The 17,838-nt window shown below is 70.2% G+C and carries 15 protein-coding genes; 7 read left to right on the top strand and 8 right to left on the bottom strand.

Going from position 1 to position 17,838, the window contains the following annotated elements; all coding sequences use genetic code 11:
- Positions 1 to 65 precede the first annotated feature (65 nt).
- The 4 genes from modB to KUM49_RS41655 all read right to left on the bottom strand — a co-directional run bounded on the left by modB (position 66) and on the right by KUM49_RS41655 (position 4,344).
- The gene (gene modB, locus KUM49_RS41670) at positions 66 to 923 is read right to left on the bottom strand and encodes a molybdate ABC transporter permease subunit (RefSeq protein ID WP_217242146.1); all 858 of its coding nucleotides are present in this window, start codon (positions 921 to 923) and stop codon (positions 66 to 68) included.
- Positions 920 to 1,750 (bottom strand): molybdate ABC transporter substrate-binding protein, encoded by an 831-nt coding sequence (modA, locus tag KUM49_RS41665; protein ID WP_217242145.1) that lies wholly within the window; start codon positions 1,748 to 1,750, stop codon positions 920 to 922. The genes modB and modA overlap by 4 nt, the downstream gene beginning before the upstream one ends.
- Before the next feature lie 170 nt (positions 1,751 to 1,920).
- Positions 1,921 to 2,316: a molybdopterin-binding protein gene (locus tag KUM49_RS41660; RefSeq protein ID WP_217242144.1), complete on the bottom strand. Its 396-nt coding sequence runs from the start codon at positions 2,314 to 2,316 to the stop codon at positions 1,921 to 1,923.
- 75 nt (positions 2,317 to 2,391) lie between these two features.
- Positions 2,392 to 4,344, bottom strand: a complete 1,953-nt coding sequence (locus tag KUM49_RS41655) for an amino acid transporter (RefSeq protein ID WP_217242143.1) — start codon at positions 4,342 to 4,344, stop codon at positions 2,392 to 2,394.
- 513 nt (positions 4,345 to 4,857) lie between these two features.
- Between KUM49_RS41655 and KUM49_RS41650 the strand changes: the two genes are divergently transcribed.
- The 5 genes from KUM49_RS41650 (at position 4,858) to KUM49_RS41630 (ending at position 10,804) form a co-directional block, all read left to right on the top strand.
- Positions 4,858 to 6,363 (top strand): glycoside hydrolase family 43 protein, encoded by a 1,506-nt coding sequence (locus tag KUM49_RS41650; RefSeq protein WP_217242142.1) that lies wholly within the window; start codon positions 4,858 to 4,860, stop codon positions 6,361 to 6,363.
- A 183-nt stretch (positions 6,364 to 6,546) separates the two neighbouring features.
- Complete coding sequence (locus KUM49_RS41645; protein WP_217242141.1) at positions 6,547 to 7,839, top strand: extracellular solute-binding protein; 1,293 nt, start codon at positions 6,547 to 6,549, stop codon at positions 7,837 to 7,839.
- 6 nt (positions 7,840 to 7,845) lie between these two features.
- Positions 7,846 to 8,844 carry a carbohydrate ABC transporter permease gene (locus KUM49_RS41640; protein WP_217242140.1) on the top strand — a complete coding sequence of 333 codons (999 nt, stop codon included), beginning with the start codon at positions 7,846 to 7,848 and terminating at the stop codon, positions 8,842 to 8,844.
- Between the two features lie 68 nt (positions 8,845 to 8,912).
- Positions 8,913 to 9,677, top strand: coding sequence for a carbohydrate ABC transporter permease (locus KUM49_RS41635; RefSeq protein ID WP_254402603.1), 765 nt, complete (start codon positions 8,913 to 8,915; stop codon positions 9,675 to 9,677).
- Positions 9,678 to 9,733: 56 nt separating this feature from the next.
- Positions 9,734 to 10,804: an endo-1,4-beta-xylanase gene (locus tag KUM49_RS41630; protein WP_217242138.1), complete on the top strand. Its 1,071-nt coding sequence runs from the start codon at positions 9,734 to 9,736 to the stop codon at positions 10,802 to 10,804.
- Positions 10,805 to 11,189: 385 nt separating this feature from the next.
- Here the strand turns inward: KUM49_RS41630 and KUM49_RS41625 are convergent, their stop codons facing one another.
- The 3 genes from KUM49_RS41625 to KUM49_RS41615 all read right to left on the bottom strand — a co-directional run bounded on the left by KUM49_RS41625 (position 11,190) and on the right by KUM49_RS41615 (position 13,680).
- Positions 11,190 to 12,239 carry a LacI family DNA-binding transcriptional regulator gene (locus tag KUM49_RS41625; protein ID WP_217242137.1) on the bottom strand — a complete coding sequence of 350 codons (1,050 nt, stop codon included), beginning with the start codon at positions 12,237 to 12,239 and terminating at the stop codon, positions 11,190 to 11,192.
- A gap of 234 nt (positions 12,240 to 12,473) precedes the next feature.
- On the bottom strand, positions 12,474 to 12,680 hold the full coding sequence (locus KUM49_RS41620; RefSeq protein WP_217242136.1) for a DUF5999 family protein: 207 nt from the start codon (positions 12,678 to 12,680) through the stop codon (positions 12,474 to 12,476).
- 415 nt (positions 12,681 to 13,095) lie between these two features.
- A complete protein-coding gene (locus KUM49_RS41615) occupies positions 13,096 to 13,680 on the bottom strand; it encodes a hypothetical protein (protein ID WP_217242135.1) in 585 nt (194 codons plus the stop codon).
- A 554-nt stretch (positions 13,681 to 14,234) separates the two neighbouring features.
- Between KUM49_RS41615 and KUM49_RS41610 the strand changes: the two genes are divergently transcribed.
- Together KUM49_RS41610 and KUM49_RS41605 are read left to right on the top strand one after the other, a co-directional pair.
- Complete coding sequence (locus KUM49_RS41610) at positions 14,235 to 15,752, top strand: glutamate-cysteine ligase family protein (protein WP_217242134.1); 1,518 nt, start codon at positions 14,235 to 14,237, stop codon at positions 15,750 to 15,752.
- Positions 15,753 to 16,013: 261 nt separating this feature from the next.
- The gene (locus KUM49_RS41605) at positions 16,014 to 16,814 is read left to right on the top strand and encodes a CPBP family intramembrane glutamic endopeptidase (RefSeq protein ID WP_217242133.1); all 801 of its coding nucleotides are present in this window, start codon (positions 16,014 to 16,016) and stop codon (positions 16,812 to 16,814) included.
- A 42-nt stretch (positions 16,815 to 16,856) separates the two neighbouring features.
- Here the strand turns inward: KUM49_RS41605 and KUM49_RS41600 are convergent, their stop codons facing one another.
- Positions 16,857 to 17,666, bottom strand: a complete 810-nt coding sequence (locus tag KUM49_RS41600) for a PhzF family phenazine biosynthesis protein (RefSeq protein ID WP_217242132.1) — start codon at positions 17,664 to 17,666, stop codon at positions 16,857 to 16,859.
- Positions 17,667 to 17,838: the final 172 nt, after the last annotated feature.

The raw sequence follows: 17,838 nt of genomic DNA, 5'->3' as shown, positions 1-17,838 counted from the left end.
GGCGGGGTGGGTGGTGTGGTTGGTTGCGCCGGCCGGGCAGGGTGGGGAGGCGGGCTCGGTGAGAGTCATGAGGGGGTCATCCAGCGGTCGCGCAGGCCTGCCAGGACCGCGATCGACACCGCCAGCAGGACCAGGCTGAGGGCGATGGCGGCCGCCGGGTCGTTCTGGAGGGCCAGGTAGACCGCGAGCGGCATGGTCTGGGTACGACCCGGGAAGTTGCCCGCGAAGGTGATCGTGGCCCCGAACTCGCCGAGGGCTCGTGCCCAGGCGAGGACGCTGCCCGCTGCGATGCCCGGCATGATCAGCGGCAGCGTGACCCGGCGGAACGCGGTGAAGCGGGAGGCGCCGAGGGTGGTGGCCGCCTCCTCGTAGCGCGGGTCGGCGGCGCGCAGGGTGCCCTCGACGCTGATGACGAGGAACGGCATCGCCACGAAGGTCTCGGCGAGGATCACGCCGGTCGTGGTGAACGGGAGGGTGAGCCCGAACCAGGAGTCCAGCCACTGCCCGACCACGCCGTTGCGGCCGAGGGCGAGCAGCAGTGCCACGCCGCCGACCACCGGGGGCAGGACGAGGGGCAGGGTCACCAGGGCGCGGACCAGGCCGCGGCCGGGGAAGTCGGCGCGGGCCAGCAGCCAGGCCAGGGGGACACCGACGACCAGGCTCAGCGCGGTCGCCGCCGTGGCGCACACCAGGGACAGACGGAGGGCCTCCCAGACCTCCGCGCTGGTCAGCTGCTCGGGGAGGCTGCGCCAGGGGGCTCGTACGAGCAGGGCGACCAGTGGGAGGAGCAGGAACGCCAGCCCTGCCAGGGCGGGCACGAGGAGAGGGAGGGGCACGCCTCGGCGGGGACCCGCACGGAGAGGCCGGCGCCGTCGGCCCTCCAGGGCGACGGCCTCGGCCTTGTCCTTGCCGGGTCCGGTCATGGCGTGAGGAATCCGGCCCCGGTCAGGACCTTCTGGCCCTCCGCGGACTGCACCAGTTGGATGAAGGCCTTGGCGACGGCGGGGTTCGGCGCGTTCTTGAGGAGGGCGATCGGGTAGTCGTTGACGGCCTTCGCCGACTCGGGGAAGGCCACGCCCGCCACCTTGTCACCGGCGGCCTTCACGTCCGTCTTGTAGACGACGGCGGCGTCGGCCTCCTTCAGCTCGACCTTGGTGAGGGCGCTCTTGACGTCCTGCTCGTAGGAGACCGGCGTGAGCTCGAGGCCGGCGCTCTCCAGGGCCGTCTGGGCGGCGGAGCCGCACGGCACCGTCTTGTCGCACAGGACGACCTTCAGGCCGGACTTCGTGAGGTCCTTGAGGGAGGTGACCTTGTCGGGGTTGCCCGGCAGCGTGGCGATCTCCAGCTGGTTGCGGACGAAGGTGGCGGGCGCGCCGACCGCGTCCTGCTCGGCCGTCACGATCGCCATGGTCTTGGCGCTCGCGGCGGCGAACACGTCGGCCGGGGCGCCGCCCGTGATGTTCGCGGCGAGGGTGTCGCTGCCGCCGAAGCTGAAGGTGACCTTCGTGCCCGGGTGCTCCTTCTCGAACCGCTTGCCCAGCGTCGTGAAGCTCTCCTGGAGCGAGGCGGCGGCGAAGACGGTCACCGTGCCGGAGAGCTTCGCGGAGGAGCCGGATCCGGCCGTGCCCGAGTCCGCCTCGGATGAGCCGGACGAGGAGCACGCGCTCAGGGTCATCAGCGCGGCGGCTCCGGCGCCGACCGCCCGCAGGGTCCGGGGGGTCCGGCGGGTCCGGCGCACGGAACGGGTCATCACGGGGCCACTCCCTCGTCTGCCTGAGAAGAGCCCGTCGGACCCTTCCGGTGTGCCGATCATACTTCCGCATGTGCGAGGCATAAGTCAGCTGTGGCATCGCATGAGCCTGGGTGGGACTCGTACAGGGTGGCATGTGCGCTTGTACGGACGGAGCGCCGAGAGGAGCCTCAGGCGCGGTCGATGTGTACATTCGTCGACTTGACGCGGGCCGTCGCCTCCATGCCGACCTCCAGGCCCAGTTCCTCGACGGCTTCGCGGGTCAGCAGGGAGACGAGCCGGTGCGGGCCGGCCTGGATCTCGACCTGGGCGGCGACGTCGCCCAGCTTGATGGCGGTGACGATGCCGGGGAAGGCGTTGCGGGCGGAGGTGTACGGCGTGTCCTCGTCGGTGTTCGCGGCCTTGGCCAGCTCCACCGAGAACGCGGCCAGGTCCCGCCCGTCGACGAGCCGTCGCCCGCTGTCGTCGCGGTGGGTCGCCACCCGGCCGGCGTCCGCCCAGCGGCGCGCGGTGTCGGGGCTCACGCCGAGCAGCCTGGCTGCCTGGCCGATCGTGTAGGACTGCATGCGGTCACGATAGGGCCGTGAACGGTGGGTCGTGGAGGTGGGGCGGGGCGCGGCGAGGGCGGGGTGGTGGCGCGCTCAGCCGGTGTGGACGCGCGGCCGGCGGGGCCGGTCCGGTTCCGCCTCGCGCAGGACCTCCCGGGTGACCGGGGCGACCTCGCCCTGGCCGAAGAGGAAGAAGCGCAGGAAGTTGGCGAAGGGGTTGCCCTCGGTCCACTCGAAGTAGATGTGCGGGGTGCAGCCGGTCGAGTCGCGGACGTGCAGGAGCAGGGCGGCCAGTGCGTTCGGTATGGAGGAGGACTCCAGGGTCAGGACGCGGTAGCGGTCGTGCAGGACCTCGCCGCGTACGGTCAGACCCGTCTCGAACTCGGACGGGTCCAGGACCGTGACCTCGACGAAGACGAAGTCCTCTCCGGGGATGTCGTTGTCCTCCCGGATCTGCTCGATCTTGTCGCGGTACTCGGCCTTGTCCCGCCGGTCGGGTTCGTTGGCGATGAACCGGATCTTGCGGCTGGCCATGTCCCGGATGAATCGTCCCGCCATGTCGTCCAGCGTCACGCCGGTCACCCGCAGTTCGAAGGCGCGGGCCAGCCGGGACAGCAGGGAGACCAGGATGATGCCGGCGATGAAGCAGGCGCCGATCTTCACGCCGTCGGGTCGTTCGATGACGTTCATGACGGTCGTGTAGAGGAAGACCGCCGAGATCACGGCGAAGGCGACGGTCCGGTTCCGCTGGCCGGCCTTGTGGGCGGCGATCGTCACCGCGATCGCCGCTGAGCTGATCAGCACCAGTACACCGGTGGCGTAGGCGCCGCCCTGCGCGTCGACGCTCGCGTCGAAGATCCACGTGACGAGGAAGGCGACGAGGGTGAAGACGATGACCATCGGACGCACCGCGCGGGCCCAGTGCGGGGCCATGCCGTAGCGGGGCAGGTAGCGGGGCATCAGGTTGAGGAGCCCGGCCATCGCGGAGGCGCCGGCGAACCAGAGGATGGCGATGGTCGAGACGTCGTAGACCGTGCCGAAGGCGCTGCCCAGGTACTCGTGCGCGAGGAACGCCAGGGCGCGTCCGTTCGCCTGGCCGCCCGGCTCGAACTCCTTCTCCGGGATCAGCAGCGTGGTGATGAAGCTGGTGGCGATCAGGAAGGCGCTCATGACCAGGGCGGCGGTGGTGAGCAGCTTCTTCGTGTCGCGGATCCGGCCGGCCGGCCGCTCGTCCGTGTCGTCCGGGTCGCCCTGGACGTGGGGCATGACCGCCACGCCGGTCTCGAAACCGGAGAGACCGAGGGCGAGTTTGGGGAAGACCAGCAGGGCCACGCCGACCATGGCGAGGACGTTGCCGTGCTCGGCGGTCAGGGCGCTGGACCAGGCGGTGACCACGTGTCCGGCCGTGACGACGTGCCACAGGCCGACGAACACGACGACGAGGTTCAGCGCCAGGTAGGCGCCGACCAGGACGACCGCGACGCCGATCGCCTCGAGGAAGCCCTTGAGGAACACCGCGCCCAGAAGCGCCACGAGGATCAGTGTGATCAGGAGTTGCTTGTCGTGCAGGGTGCCGGTCAGGTGCGGGTTCTCGACGAGGTGGGTCGAGGCGTCCGCCGCCGACAGCGTGATGGTGATCAGGAAGTCGGTCGCGGCGAAGCCGAGCAGGGTCAGGACGAACAGCTTGCCCTTCCAGAAGGACAGCAGCCGCTCCAGCATCGCGATCGAGCCTTCGCCCCGGGGGCTCTCCTCGGCCACTCTCCGGTACACGGGCAGGGCGCCCGCGAGGGTGACGATCACCAGCACGATGGTCGCCACGGGAGACAGCAGGCCGGCTGCGAGGGCCGCGATGCCCGGCTGGTAGCCGAGGGTCGAGAAGTAGTCGACGCCGGTGAGGCACATGACCCGCCACCAGCGCCGGCCCATGTGCGCGGGTTCGCGTGTGGCGTGCGGGCCCTGGGGGCCGCCGCCCTTGCCCATGTCGGTCAGGCCTTCCAGCATCCAGGAGCGCAGAGGACTGGGCGGGGGGTGTTCGGTGGTGGCCATCGGGCGTGCTCCTGGGGTACGGCTCAGCGTGTCGATCCGGCCATCACGTGTACGGCCGGATCAGCGTAAGCGGAGAGTGAAGTCAGGGCCCACGGATGGCGGGGCTGAGCGCGTCAAGCTTCCGTTAAGACCGTCTGGCGGACGTCAGCAGCAGGTCAAGCAGGTGGACACCGGTCCGACGGTCGGTGGGCGGGGTGCGTGGCGTGCGGGGAGAGCGTCCGCAGGCGGACGCCCGGAGTCATGACGTACGGCTTTTTCCGGCCGCCCTGCGCGAGCGGTGCCGCCGCTCGGGGCCGGAGACGCGAACTATTGCGCACGGCACGCCTGAAGGAGCACACCGCGGCGGCCTCCCGGCCTTATCGGCGGGCCCGTCGGCTGAACGCCGGGAACCCGGGCGAGCACGGCTGACGGCGTCTTGCCCCGGCTCTCCCGGCCCCCTACAGTGCGCCCCGTAACGTTCGTTGGATCATCCGAAAGTTTCGCCCGTGGCGACGCTCGAAGGGACTGACGCGCATGCGGACGTACGGCAATCCCGTGATCGGTGGCTTCCATCCGGATCCCAGCGTGTGCCGGGTCGGTGACGACTACTATCTCGTGTGCTCGAGCTTCGAGTACTTCCCCGGTGTGCCGCTCTTCCACAGCCGCGATCTCGTGCACTGGCGCCAGATCGGCAACGTGCTGGACCGGCCGGGACAGTTGGAGCTGACCGACGACACAGTGGCCTCCGGTGGCATCTACGCCCCGACGATCCGACACCATGACGGCCGCTTCTACATGATCACGACCAATGTGTCCGGCAAGGGCAACTTCCTCGTGACCAGCGATCGTCCCGAGGGTCCGTGGTCCGACCCGGTGTGGATCGACCTGCCGGGCATCGACCCCGACCTGGCCTGGGACGACGACGGGAACTGCTGGTGCGCGGTCTCCGGGGTCCGGGTCGCGCGCATCGACCCGGTGACCGGCAAGGTGCTGGAAGGTCCCCTTCCGGTGTGGTCCGGGACGGGACTTCAGCATCCCGAGGCCCCGCACCTCTACCGGATCGGCGACTGGTGGTACCTGATGCTGGCCGAGGGCGGCACCGCGCACGGCCACAGCGTCTCGATCGCCCGGGCCCGCGATCCGCGCGGCCCCTACGAGCCGGCGCCGGCCAACCCGGTTCTCTCCCACAGCGGCACCGGTTCGCCGATCCAGTGCACCGGACACGCCGACCTGGTCCAGGCGCCCGACGGCACCTGGTGGATGCTGCTCCTCGCCACGCGCCCCCGCGGCTTCTTCCCGTCCTTCCACGTCCTGGGACGGGAGACCTTCCTGACCCCGGTCGAGTGGGTGGACGGCTGGCCCCGCGTCGGACCGGTGCGCGAGCGGCATCCGGCGCCGGCCGTCTGGCATCCGACCGAACTCCCGCCGGAGCGCGACGACTTCGACGCCGGGCAGCTCGCCCCGCACTGGATCTCTCCGCGCGGCAGACCGGAGGGCGCCTGGTCGCTCGGTGAGCGGCCGGGGTGGCTGACCCTGCGGGCGACCGGGGGCAGCCTCGACCGGCCGGGGCACACCTTCGTCGGACGCCGTCAGCAGCATCGGGAGTGCCGGGTGGCGGCGCGTCTGGACCCCGGAACCGCCCGCGCGGGCCTGTCCGTTCGCCTGGACGAGGCCCACCACTACGACGTCGAGGTGGCCGGGGGAGAGGTGAGCATCGTCGCCCGGATCGGTCCGGTACGGCAGCGTCTCGTCCGTCGGCCCGTACATGCGGGGCCGGTCACGCTGGTCGTCGAGGTTCGTACGACGTCCCCCGTGCCGCCGACCGCCAGGAGTTCCCGGGACCGGGCGCCGGGAGTCAGGCCAGGGGGCCCCGACGCGGTCGTCTTCTCGATCGAAGGCGGTGAACCACTGGCCGAGTTGGACGGCCGCTACCTGTCCACACAGGTCGCCGGCGGCTTCACCGGTCGCGTGATCGGCATGTACGTCACCGAGGGCACCGCGTCCTTCGACTGGTTCGCGTACACCCCGTCGAGCTCCTGAAGCAGCCGCTTTCCGGAACAAGTCGGCGGCGGACCCGCTCAACATTCCCCGCGTACAAGGGGTTGCCACCGTTTGGGAGCTGTCTCTAGGGTGCGGCAACAACGAACCTTTCTGGATCAACTCCGAAACTTTCGGTCCAGCGGACAGGCGTGGACGCGCCGTCCCGTACCCAAGGAGCGCAAAATGGGCGACCCGGCACTGTCCCGCCGCGGGTTCCTGGCGGCGTCCGCCGCGGCCGGTCTGAGCATGACGGCACTGAGCGGCTGCGGCGGCGACTCGGACGGAGGGTCCTCGGGGACGACCACCGTCGAGTGGTGGAACATCTCGACCACCGAGCCCACCAAGGGCGTCTGGGCCGCACTGGCCAAGAAGTTCGAGGCCCAGAACCCGAAAGTGAAGATAAAGATCGTTCAACTGGAGAACGACGCCTACAAGTCGAAGATGACGGCGCTGACCGCCTCCGGGAAGCTCCCGGACATCTTCCACACCTGGGGTGGCGGTGTCCTGAAGCAGCAGGTCGACGCGGGGCTCGTCGAGGACCTCACGGACCGCACCAAGCCGTGGGCCGACGGGCTGCTGTCGGTCGCGAAGGAGCCGTACCTGCTCGACGAGAAGGTGTACGGCATCCCGTTCGACATCGGCATGATCGGCTTCTGGTACAACAAGGCGCTCTTCAAGCAGGCCGGCATCAGCGCGCCCCCCACCACCTGGAGCGGCTTCCTCGACGCCGTGGGCAAGCTGAAGGCCAAGGGCATCACCCCCCTCGCCCTGGCGGGCAAGGAGACGTGGACCGGCATGTACTACTGGGCCTACCTCGCGATGCGCACCGCCGGCGCCGAGGCACTGCAGAAGGCCAACGACGACAAGGACTTCACCGGGGCCGAGTTCGTGGAGGCCGGCGAGCACCTCAAGGAACTCGTCGACCTCAAGCCCTTCCAGAAGGGCTTCCTCGGCGCCGCCTACTCCAGCCCCACCGGCCAGGCCGCCGCGGTGGGCAACGGCAAGGCCGCGATGGAACTCATGGGCCAGTGGGCCCCGGTCGTCGAGGCGGACGCCGGCAAGGGACTCGGTGACGACCTCGGCTTCTTCCCGTTCCCGGAGGTCGAGGGCGGCAAGGGAGCCATCACCGAGGTCTTCGGCGGGGGCGGCGGACACGCCCTGCGGCAGGGCGCACCGCAGGCCGCCGTCGACTTCCTGAAGTTCTTCGCCTCCGAGGCCACCGACCTGGAACTCGTCAAGAAGACCGGCGTCCTCCCGGTGGTCCCGAGCGCCGAGAGCGCCATCGCCGACCCGAACATCAAGGCCGTACAGGCGCAGTTGAAGAGCGCCACCGGTTTCCAGCTCTACCTCGACCAGGCGTACGCGCCCGCCCTCGGCCAGGAGGTCAACGACAGCGTCGGCGCGCTGATCGCCGGCTCCAAGTCCCCCGAACAGGTCACCGAGTCGATCACCAAGGTCGCGAAGGAAGAGCAGTAGCCGACGATGACCTCCACGTTCCTTCCGGACAAACGGACCGGCCCCGACGTCGGCCCTCCGCCCCCGGCCGCAGGCAGCGCCCGGGGGCGGGCCCGGCGCCGCACGCTCAACTGGTTCACCGCGATCGGCTTCCAGCTGCCCGCCCTGGTGCTCTTCGGCGTGCTGGTGCTGCTGCCGATCCTGTTCGCCCTGTATGCCGCGTTCTTCCGCTGGGGCGGCTTCGGCATGCCGTCCGACTACATCGGGGTCGACAACTTCACCCGGCTCTTCGGCGACCCCGTCTTCCTCGGTGACCTGTGGCGCTGCCTCGTCCTCGTGCTGCTGTCGCTCGCCCTGCAGTTGCCGTTCGCGCTCGCCATGGCCGTCCTGCTCAACCAGAAGGTGCGCGGCCGGGCCGTCTACCGGATGCTGTTCTTCGCGCCGTACGTGCTGTCCGAGGCCATCACCGGCGTGCTGTTCAGCATGATCTTCGCGCCGGACGCCGGACTCGCCGACCGGCTGCTGGGCGGGATCGGCCTGGACGGGCTGGGCGGGGAGTGGTTCGCCGACCCCTCCACCGTCATGGCGACCCTCTTCCTCGTCATGACCTGGAAGTACTTCGGCTTCCACATGATGCTCTACCTGGCCGGACTCCAGTCCATCCCCCGGGAGCTGACCGAAGCGGCGCTCATCGACGGCGCCGGACCCTGGCAGCGTTTCCGCAACGTCACCCTGCCGCTGCTCGCGCCGACCCTGCGGATCAGCGTCTTCCTGTCCGTCATCGGATCCATCCAGCTCTTCGACCTGGTGTGGGTGACCACCGCGGGCGGCCCCGACCACCACTCCGAGACCATGGCCGTGACCATGTTCCAGTACGGCTTCAAGCGCTACCAGGTCGGATACGCCAGCGCGATCAGCGTGGTCATGTTCGGCATCAGCCTCGTCTTCGCCCTCGCCTACCAGCGGTTCGTGCTCCGCCGCGACCTCGAAGGAGCGACCACGACGATGAGAGGAGGCGGGAAGTGACGACCGCTCGGAAAACCCGTGGGAAGTCGCTGCCGGTGCACGTCGTTCTCATCGTCGCCGGCGCGGTGATGGTCGTGCCGCTGGTCTACGCGATGGTCTCCGGCTTCAAGTCCACCGACGAACTCTCCCGCAACCCGATCGGGCTGCCGGATTCCTGGGTGATCTCCAACTACACCGACATCCTCGGCTCGGGCGCCTTCTGGCAGCTGCTCGGCAGCAGCACGCTCATCGCGGTGGGGACGACCGTCATCGCCGTCGCGGCCTCCGCGCTCGCCGCGTTCTCCTTCGCCCGGTTCGCCTTCCGCGGGCGGGAGGTGCTGTTCACCCTGTTCACGATGGGGCTGATGTTCCCCTTCGCGGTGGCGGCCCTGCCCCTGTTCCTGCTGCTGCGCTCCATGGGCCTGCTGGACAACCCGCTCGGTGTGATCCTCCCGCAGGCCGCGTTCGGCCTTCCGATGACGATCATCATCCTGCGCGGCTTCTTCCGGCAGATCCCGGGGGAACTGGAGGAAGCGGCCACGCTCGACGGGTGCACCCCGTTCGGCTTCTTCTGGCGGGTCCTGCTGCCCATGGCGCGACCGGCGCTGGGCACCGTCTCGGTCCTGGCCGTCGTCACCAGCTGGAACAACTTCTTCCTGCCGCTCCTGGTGTTCACCGAATCCACCTGGTGGACCATCCCGATCGGCGTGCAGCAGTTCCAGGGCCAGTACTCCGCGGACACCGCCAAGGTCTTCGCCTACCTGGTGCTGGCCATGGTCCCCGCCCTCGCCTTCTACTCGGTCGCCGAGCGCCAGCTCGTCGGCGGCCTCACCGCCGGCGCGACGAAGGGTTGACCCGCGCCGGCGGACGTACGGCTCACCCACACAACCGCACGTGAGGAGTCGCAACCATGCGCACTACGACGATCCGCTCCCACACCCGGCTCAGACTCGCCGGCGCCCTCGCGACCGTCCTGGTCACCGCGGGCATCGCCACCGGGCCTGCCGCCCAGGCGGGCGAGGAGCACGGCAAGCAGCCCACGCTCGCCGACCTGGCCGAGCGCCACGGCCGCTACTTCGGCAGCGCCACCGACAACCCCGAACTCGTCGACGAGCCCTACAAGGCCATCCTCGGCAGCGAGTTCGACCAGATCACGCCCGGCAACGGCATGAAGTGGTACGCCACCGAGCCCCAGCAGGGCGTCTTCGACTGGTCCAAGGGCGACGAGATCGTGAACCTCGCCCGTGCCAACCACCAGAAGGTGCGCGGGCACACGCTGGTGTGGCACAGCCAGCTGCCCGACTGGCTCACCGGCCGCGACTGGACGGCGACCGAGCTGAGGGCCGTACTGAAGAAGCACATCCAGGCGGAGGTACGGCACTACAGGGGCAAGATCTACGCCTGGGACGTCGTCAACGAGGCGTTCAACGAGGACGGCACCTACCGCGAGACGATCTTCTACAAGACGCTCGGCCCCGGCTACATCGCCGACTCGCTGCGCTGGGCCCACCAGGCCGACCCGAAGGCCAAGCTCTACCTGAACGACTACAACGTCGAGACCATCGGCCCGAAGAGCGACGCGTACTACAAGCTGGCCAAGGAACTCCGGGCGCAGGGCGTGCCGCTCCACGGCTTCGGCCTCCAGGCCCACCTGGCACTCCAGTACGGCTATCCGACCACGCTGGAGGACAACCTCCGCCGCTTCTCCCGGCTCGGCCTGGACACCGCGCTCACCGAGGTGGACGTCCGCATGTACGTGCCCGCGGACGAGGCGAAGCTGGCCACGCAGGCCGAGTGGTACCGCGACCTGACCGAGGCCTGCCTCGCGGTGCGCCGGTGCGTGGGCATCACGCTGTGGGACTACACCGACAAGTACTCGTGGATCCCCGCGTTCTTCGAGGGCGAGGGCGCGGCGCTCCCATGGGACGAGCAACTGGCACCGAAGCCGGCGTACTTCGCGATCCGGGAGGCGCTGAAGTAAGGACCCGTTGCTCCGGCGTTCGTGAGGGGGCGCCGGAGCAACGCCCCGTTCCCGGGGTCCCACGAGGGGGGTGCCCGGGAACGGGGGTGTCCGGGGTGTGGCGAGCGGGGCGGGGCGGGAGCGGCGGTGACTGTGGGCGGGCTTCGGGCGCCGGCCTGGAGTGGCGGTGGCGTAGGGCCTGGTCATCCGGTGCGGCCGGCGACGGTGGTGGCCAGTGCCCCGGCAGGCAACGTTTGCCCGTCAAGGAGCGGCGTCCGGTGCGCGCTCTGGGGGAGTGCCGGCCGGAAGGCCCCGTCGATGGACCGGACGTACTTGGGCTTTCGGCCGGCGCGGCGAGAGTGCGTGCCGGGCGTCGCGACGGGGCGAACGTTGTCTGTTGGGGGCACTAGGGTCGGGTCAGCGGTGCCGTGCTCGCTCTCACCACCAGTTCCGTGCCCAGCTCCACCCGTGGGGAGTCCGGCTGTTCGTCGTGGGCCAGCCGGAGGACCGTGCGGGCGGCCAGCTTGCCCATGTCGGCGAGGGGCTGGCGGACCGTGGTGAGCGGCGGGGCCGACCAGCGGACTTCCGGAAGGTCGTCGAAACCGACCAGGCTCATGTCCTCAGGGACGCGCAGGCCGCGTCGGCGTAGCGCCTCGATCGCGCCGAGTGCCATCTGGTCGCTGGCCGCGAACACCGCGGTCGGCGGTTCGGGCAGGTCGAGGAGGGCGTTGCAGCCGGCGAAGCCGGACTCCGGGCGGAAGTCGCCGGGGACGACGAGCGCGTCGTCCACCGCGAGGCCGGCGCCCTCGAGTGCGGCGCGGTAGCCGTCGAAGCGGGCCCGTGAGCAGAGCAGCCGGGGCGGTCCCGCGATCAGGCCGATCCTGCGGTGGCCCAGCGACAGCAGGTGTTCGGTGGCCGCCATGCCGCCCGCCCAGTTGGCGGCGCCGACCGTCGGGACGTCGAGGGCGGGGGAGCCGGCCGGGTCGACGACCACCAGCGGGACGCCGAGGATGCGCAACTCGTCGTGCAGGACCGGCTCCAGCGCCGAGGTGACGAGGATGACGCCGTCGGAGGCGCGGGCCCGCAGATTGCGCATCCACTCGCGGGCGTCGCCCGTGCGGCCGTGGATCGCCGACACCACCGTGCCGACCCCGGCCGCGTGCGCGACCTCCTCCACGCCCCGGATGATCTCCACCGACCAGGGGCTGTCGAGGTCGTTGAAGACGAGGTCGATCAGGGCGGCGCGGGTGCCGGGAGCCGCGGGCCGCTTGCGGTAGCCGTGCCGTTGCAGCAGGTCCTCGACCCGCGCCCGGGTCTGCGGTGAGACGTCGGACCGGCCGTTGACGACCCGGGACACCGTCGGCACCGAGACCCCGGCCCGCCGGGCGATCTCCGTGATCGTGATCTTCCCCCGGGCCTCGGGCGCCGTCTCGGCGTCGGCCTCGCGTGCTGCCACTTCCCCACCTCCGTACCGACTCCTTCGAAACTTCCAGGAGTCTTCCGGAAAAAGGGTGACCGTGGGAAGAGGCACCGGGGAGTGGAGCGGACCGGGCGCAGCGGACGATCAGAACACGCACGCGGTGTTACGCGGAGTAACCGTCCCCGGACATGCGTCGGGGCCGGTGCGCAGTCGGCGCTGCGTGCCGGCCCCTCAGTACTCCGGGCGGTGCGGTGCGCCGCCCGGTGGCGCTCAGGCGGCGGTCATCACCTGTGCGGTGCCCAGCGGGCGGTGCGGGTCGATCACCCGTCCGTCCGGCAGGAGCTCACCGGTGTCCTCGAAGAGCAGAACGCCGTTGCACAGCAGGCTCCACCCCTGTTCCGGGTGATGCGCCACGAGGCGGGCGGATTCCCGGTCGGCGGAGTCGGCTGTCGGACACGGTGTCTGGTGCTGGCACATGGGTGGGATCTTTCGCTCTGTCGTGATGGATGGGTTTGCTGTGGTGTCTGTCCCGCGGCGTGAAGCGTCGTTCATGCCGGCCCCCGTTGTGATAAGTCGGTCGGAACCCAGTGTTGCCCCACGGGCGTCAATCCGCAGGGATTTCGCAGCACCGCTTCTCACAGGTTGATGACGCTTCACCCGCGCGGACGGTTCATTCCAACTGCACTGTCACTTCGGGTGGTTCGCGGTGGCCGAATAGGGCTAGTCCGCATGGGTAGCAGGCTCGATCCGGCTCGTACGAGCCGTAAAGCGCTCGTACGAGCGAATGGTTCGACGGTAATCTCGGTATGAGCCCAAAGGGCGTCGGAAACAGCGTCGTACCCCGCCGCCCGGAATTCGGGTACGGGGTACGAAGGCCGCCGCGAAGAGGACGTCAGGCCGGTGAGCCCAGCAGTGGTGCCGGAGTCACCCGATGAGTCAGTACCGGCAGCAGGTCGGCCACCCGGTGCGGACGGTGTGCGGCGATTCCGGGCGGTGCCGGCGCCAGCGGCACGAGCAGGTCCGTGGCGGCGGGGTGGCCGGTGGCGCCGTCCGCGGTGCAGTCGCCGTGCAGCCAGAGCGTGAGCATGTAGAGACGGGGTACCGACAGCAGGCGTGGTTGATAGGGCTGCGTCATGTTCTCCGCCTGGCGCAGCGCCTGCTCGGTGGAGGCGATGTACGGGCCCTCGAAGAAGCGGGAGAACGCCCAGCCGTCGGGGGTCAGCATGGTCTCCGCCGCGGCCACCGCACGGTCGCCGCAGCGGATCAGGAAACGCCAGCCGGCCAGCCGGGTGGCGGGGGCGCCCGCGGTGTCGACGCCGTCCAGGACGTGCACCGGCAGGGGGAGTTCGGGAGTGAGAGGGCCCTGGGCGTGCAGCAAGGAAGGAGTTCGGGCTTCACGGACCGCGGTGGGGGAACCCAGCGCGGTGAGGACGGAGCGAAGTGCGGGCGCGGGAGCCGGGAGGACATGCAGCGGCATGGTGGGTCGCCTCTCATTCGACAGGCACAGTGGCGCGAGGGCGGGGCTGGGCGGACGACGCTGTCAGCTCACGTGGTCAGAGAGGCGGGGGCCGTGGTCCGGTGACCAGGGGTGCACGCGAGGCCTGCCGTGCGTCACCTGATGGCAGGATCGAAGGGCCGCGGGCGCCAGCCTTCTGCCTTGTTCGCGGAGTTTATACGACACATGTTCAGACGATGTTTCGTCTAGCCGTTTCCGGCAAGGAAAACAAGGGTCCATTCGGTCGGCGATTCGCGGTAGTCATCCCGATTCCTGGCCGGCTGCGCGGCGGTGACCTCGGAAAACACCGGGAGGGCGGACGGCCCATTCTTGTCGGCGTTTTTCACGAGCTCTTCGGGGAACTCGAAACTGCACCGTGCACCATGCCTGGTGAATGTGCCAGGGGGCACATCCACCAGAGTAGCGGCTGCCGGTCCCGCCCGTGACGTTATCGATCGTCTCGGCTGGGCATCATCCCACCTGACCCGGACACCGGCGGCCGGCCTTCGGCCGCCCCTGCGAGGAGGGACCCTGCGATGGGGGAGAAGGTCGTGGCAGGTCAGTTCGACCTGTCCGATCGCCAGCGCTACCGCGACAAGCTCCGCCGGAACCTGACGGGGCTGGAGCGACTCCTGGCCGAGAAGCGGTTCGACCGCCCCAGGAACCTCATGGGGCTGGAGATCGAACTGAATCTCACCGGGTCCGACGGCATGCCGAAAATGCTCAATGCGCAGGTGCTCGAACGCATCGCAAGCCGAGATTTCCAAACAGAACTCGCCATGTTCAACCTGGAAGTCAACATAGCCCCACACGCATTGGGTGGGCGGGTATTCGACCGGCTGGCCGAGGAACTCCGCACCTCGCTGGCGTATGCCGACAGGAAAGCGGGAGAGCTCGACGCGGGAATCGTGATGATCGGCATTCTGCCGACCCTCGACCGGGACGACCTGGTCTCCTCGAACCTCTCCGACGTCGACCGCTACGTCCTGCTCAACGACCAGATCGTGGCCGCCCGCGGCGAGGACTTCGCCCTCGACATCGACGGTGTGGAGCGCCTGACCTGCAGCTCGAAGTCCATCGCGCCCGAGGCCGCCTGCACCTCCGTGCAGCTCCACCTCCAGGTCACTCCGCACCGCTTCGCCGACGTATGGAACGCCGCCCAGGCCGTCGCCGCCGCGCAGATCGCCGTGGGCGCCAACTCGCCGTTCCTGTTCGGCCGCGAGCTGTGGCGCGAGTCGCGGCCGCCGCTGTTCCAGCAGTCCACCGACACCCGCCCGCCCGAACTCCAGGCCCAGGGCGTGCGCCCCCGCACCTGGTTCGGCGAGCGGTGGATATCCTCCGCGTACGACCTCTTCGAGGAGAACCTGCGCTACTACCCGGCTCTGCTGCCCATCTGTGACGACGAGGACCCACTCGAGGTCCTTGACGAGGGCGGCATCCCGAAGCTCGCCGAGCTCGTCCTGCACAACGGCACCGTCTACCGCTGGAACCGCCCGGTCTACGGCATCGCCGACGGCGTCCCGCACCTGCGCGTCGAGAACCGCGTGCTGCCCGCCGGCCCCACCATCACCGACGTCATCGCCAACGCGGCCTTCTACTACGGCCTCGTACGCGCCCTCGCCGAGGAGTCGCGGCCGGTCTGGAGCAGGCTGCCGTTCGAGGCCGCCGCCGCCAACTTCGACGCCGCGTGCCGACACGGCATCGACGCCCGCCTCACCTGGCCCCGGCGCGGCCGGTACGGCGGCACGACCGAGGTCGACGCCGTCAGTCTCGTACGGGACGAGCTGCTGCCCTTGGCCGCGGCCGGCCTTGACGCGTGGGGCATCGAACCCGCCGACCGGGACCTGTACCTCGGCGTCATCGAGGAACGCTGCCGACGCCGGGTCAACGGCGCGTCCTGGCAGGTCGCGACCTTCCACCGGGCCCTGGAGAGCGGCCTGTCCCGGGAGGCCGCACTGGCCGCGACGACCCGGTGGTACCGCGAGCTGATGCACGAGGGCGAGCCGGTGCACACGTGGCCGGTGGGGCTGCCGGAGCCGGTACCGCTGGGCTGAGGTGAGGAAGCGGGGCGTCGGTCGGCGCCCGCACCCCCCGCTGCGGCGATCGCCTTGAGGATCACCGAGTGGACCCGAGCGGCTCGCCGACCTCGTGGACGGAGCCGCCGGTGGTCCGGTGATCGGTCACGACCGGGGGTCGCCGCCGCCCGCCCCATACTGATCGGGCAAGCTGTGATGTCCCATGACGGTGGTGGCCCTCCCTGTTGAGTCCCGGCCGGCCGTGGGGATGCGGCGGGATCACTCAACTTGGAGGCAGGTGTGCAGTCCGAGGCGGGCTCGGTGGCCGATTCCTTTCCTGAGGAGCGGCCCTCACGACGGGTCCTTCGGGACGAGACCCTGCTCGTTCTGGGGGTCTCGCTCGGTGCGAGTGGTGTGTCCGCCCTGATCAGCTTTGTCGGGTCGGTCACCAAACCGGGAGGCCTCAAGGACCAGGCGGCCACCCTCAACGCATCGGCCGCCCCCGGTCGCCCCTGGCTGGATCTCGCCTGGCAGCTGTTCGGGATCGCCTCGGCGCTGGTGCCCGTCGCGCTGGTCGCGCACTTCCTGCTCCGCGAGGGGCGGGGCCTGCGCACCCTCGGCTTCGACCGCACCCGGCCCTGGCCCGACCTGGGCCGGGGGGCCGCGGTCGCGGCGGTCATCGGCAGCACCGGGATCGCCTTCTACCTGGCCGCGCGCGGCCTCGGCTTCAACCTCACCGTGGTGCCCGAGGCGCTGCCCGAGGTGTGGTGGAAGTACCCGGTGCTGATCATGTCCGCGATGCAGAACGCGATCCTCGAAGAGGTCATCGTGGTGGGCTATCTGCTGCGCCGCCTCGGCCAGTTGGGCTGGACGCCCGGCACCGCGCTGGTCGCCAGTTCCGTACTGCGCGGCTCGTACCACCTCTACCAGGGCATCGGCGGCTTCATCGGCAACATGGTGATGGGCGTCGTGTTCGTGTACCTGTACCGCCGCTGGGGCCGCGTGGGCCCCCTGGTGGTGGCGCATTCCCTGCTCGACATCGGCGCGTTCGTGGGCTACGCGCTGCTGGCGGGGAAGGTGGGCTGGCTGCCGACGGCGTGAGCCGACGGCAGCCAGCCCTGCCCTGCGTCTTCCGCCGGCTGATCAGGCCAGCAGCTCGCCCTCGATCACCGTCACCGCGTGGCCGGTCAGCAGGGTGCGGTCGCCGCGCAGCTCCGTACGGACCAGCCCGGAGCGCCCGGAGGCCTGGAGGCCGGTGAGGCCGGGGCGGCCGAGGCGCTCGGACCAGTAGGGGGCGAGCGCCGTGTGGGCGCTGCCGGTGACCGGGTCCTCGTCGATGCCGATACGGGGGAAGAAGCAGCGGGAGACGAAGTCGTAGCCGCGGGTGGGGTCCTCGGCGCGGGCGGTGACGATGACGCCGCGCTCGGAGTGGGCGACGAGGGCCTTGAGGTCGGGCGCGAGGGAGCGGACCGTCTTCTCGTCGGGGAGCTCGACGAGCAGGTCGCCGATGTTCGGCCCGGTGTCGAAGGCGGTCAGCGGCTCGGCGCCGAGGGCCACGGCGACTTCGGCGGGGAGCTCGACCGCGGTGAGCGGTGCCGTCGGGAAGTCCAGAGTGATCGAGCCGTCCTCGCGGGGGGTCGCGACGAGCACACCGCTGCGCGTGGCGAACCGCACCGGGCCCTCGTGGGCGCCGGTGGTGTGCAGGACGTGGGCCGTGGCGAGCGTGGCGTGACCGCACAGGGCGACCTCGGCGGCGGGCGTGAACCAGCGCAGCGCCCAGTCGGCCTCGCCGCCTGCGGGCAGCCGGTGGGCGAACGCCGTCTCGGCGTGGTTGACCTCCAGGGCGATGTTCTGGAGCCGGTCGTCCGCCAAGAAGGCGTCGAGGAGCAGGACGCCGGCCGGGTTGCCGGCGAAGGGACGGTCGGTGAAGGCGTCGACGATTCGGATGCGCATGCCCCGACGCTAGGGACTCTGCGGAGGCGGGGGCCAAGGCCAATTCCGCGCTACTGGACTGAATTCGGGGGCGGTGTCGGGTGAGGAAGCCCTGGCTCGGGGGCTTGCCATGCGAACGTTGCCGATATATCGTTGACGCATCGCGACAGATCAACGATGGAATGGAGTGATG

Origin of the sequence: Streptomyces sp. AC555_RSS877 (assembly GCF_019049245.1) — a bacterium.
Classification (GTDB): Bacteria; Actinomycetota; Actinomycetes; order Streptomycetales; family Streptomycetaceae; genus Streptomyces.
This window is presented reverse-complemented; position numbering and strand designations above follow the sequence as displayed.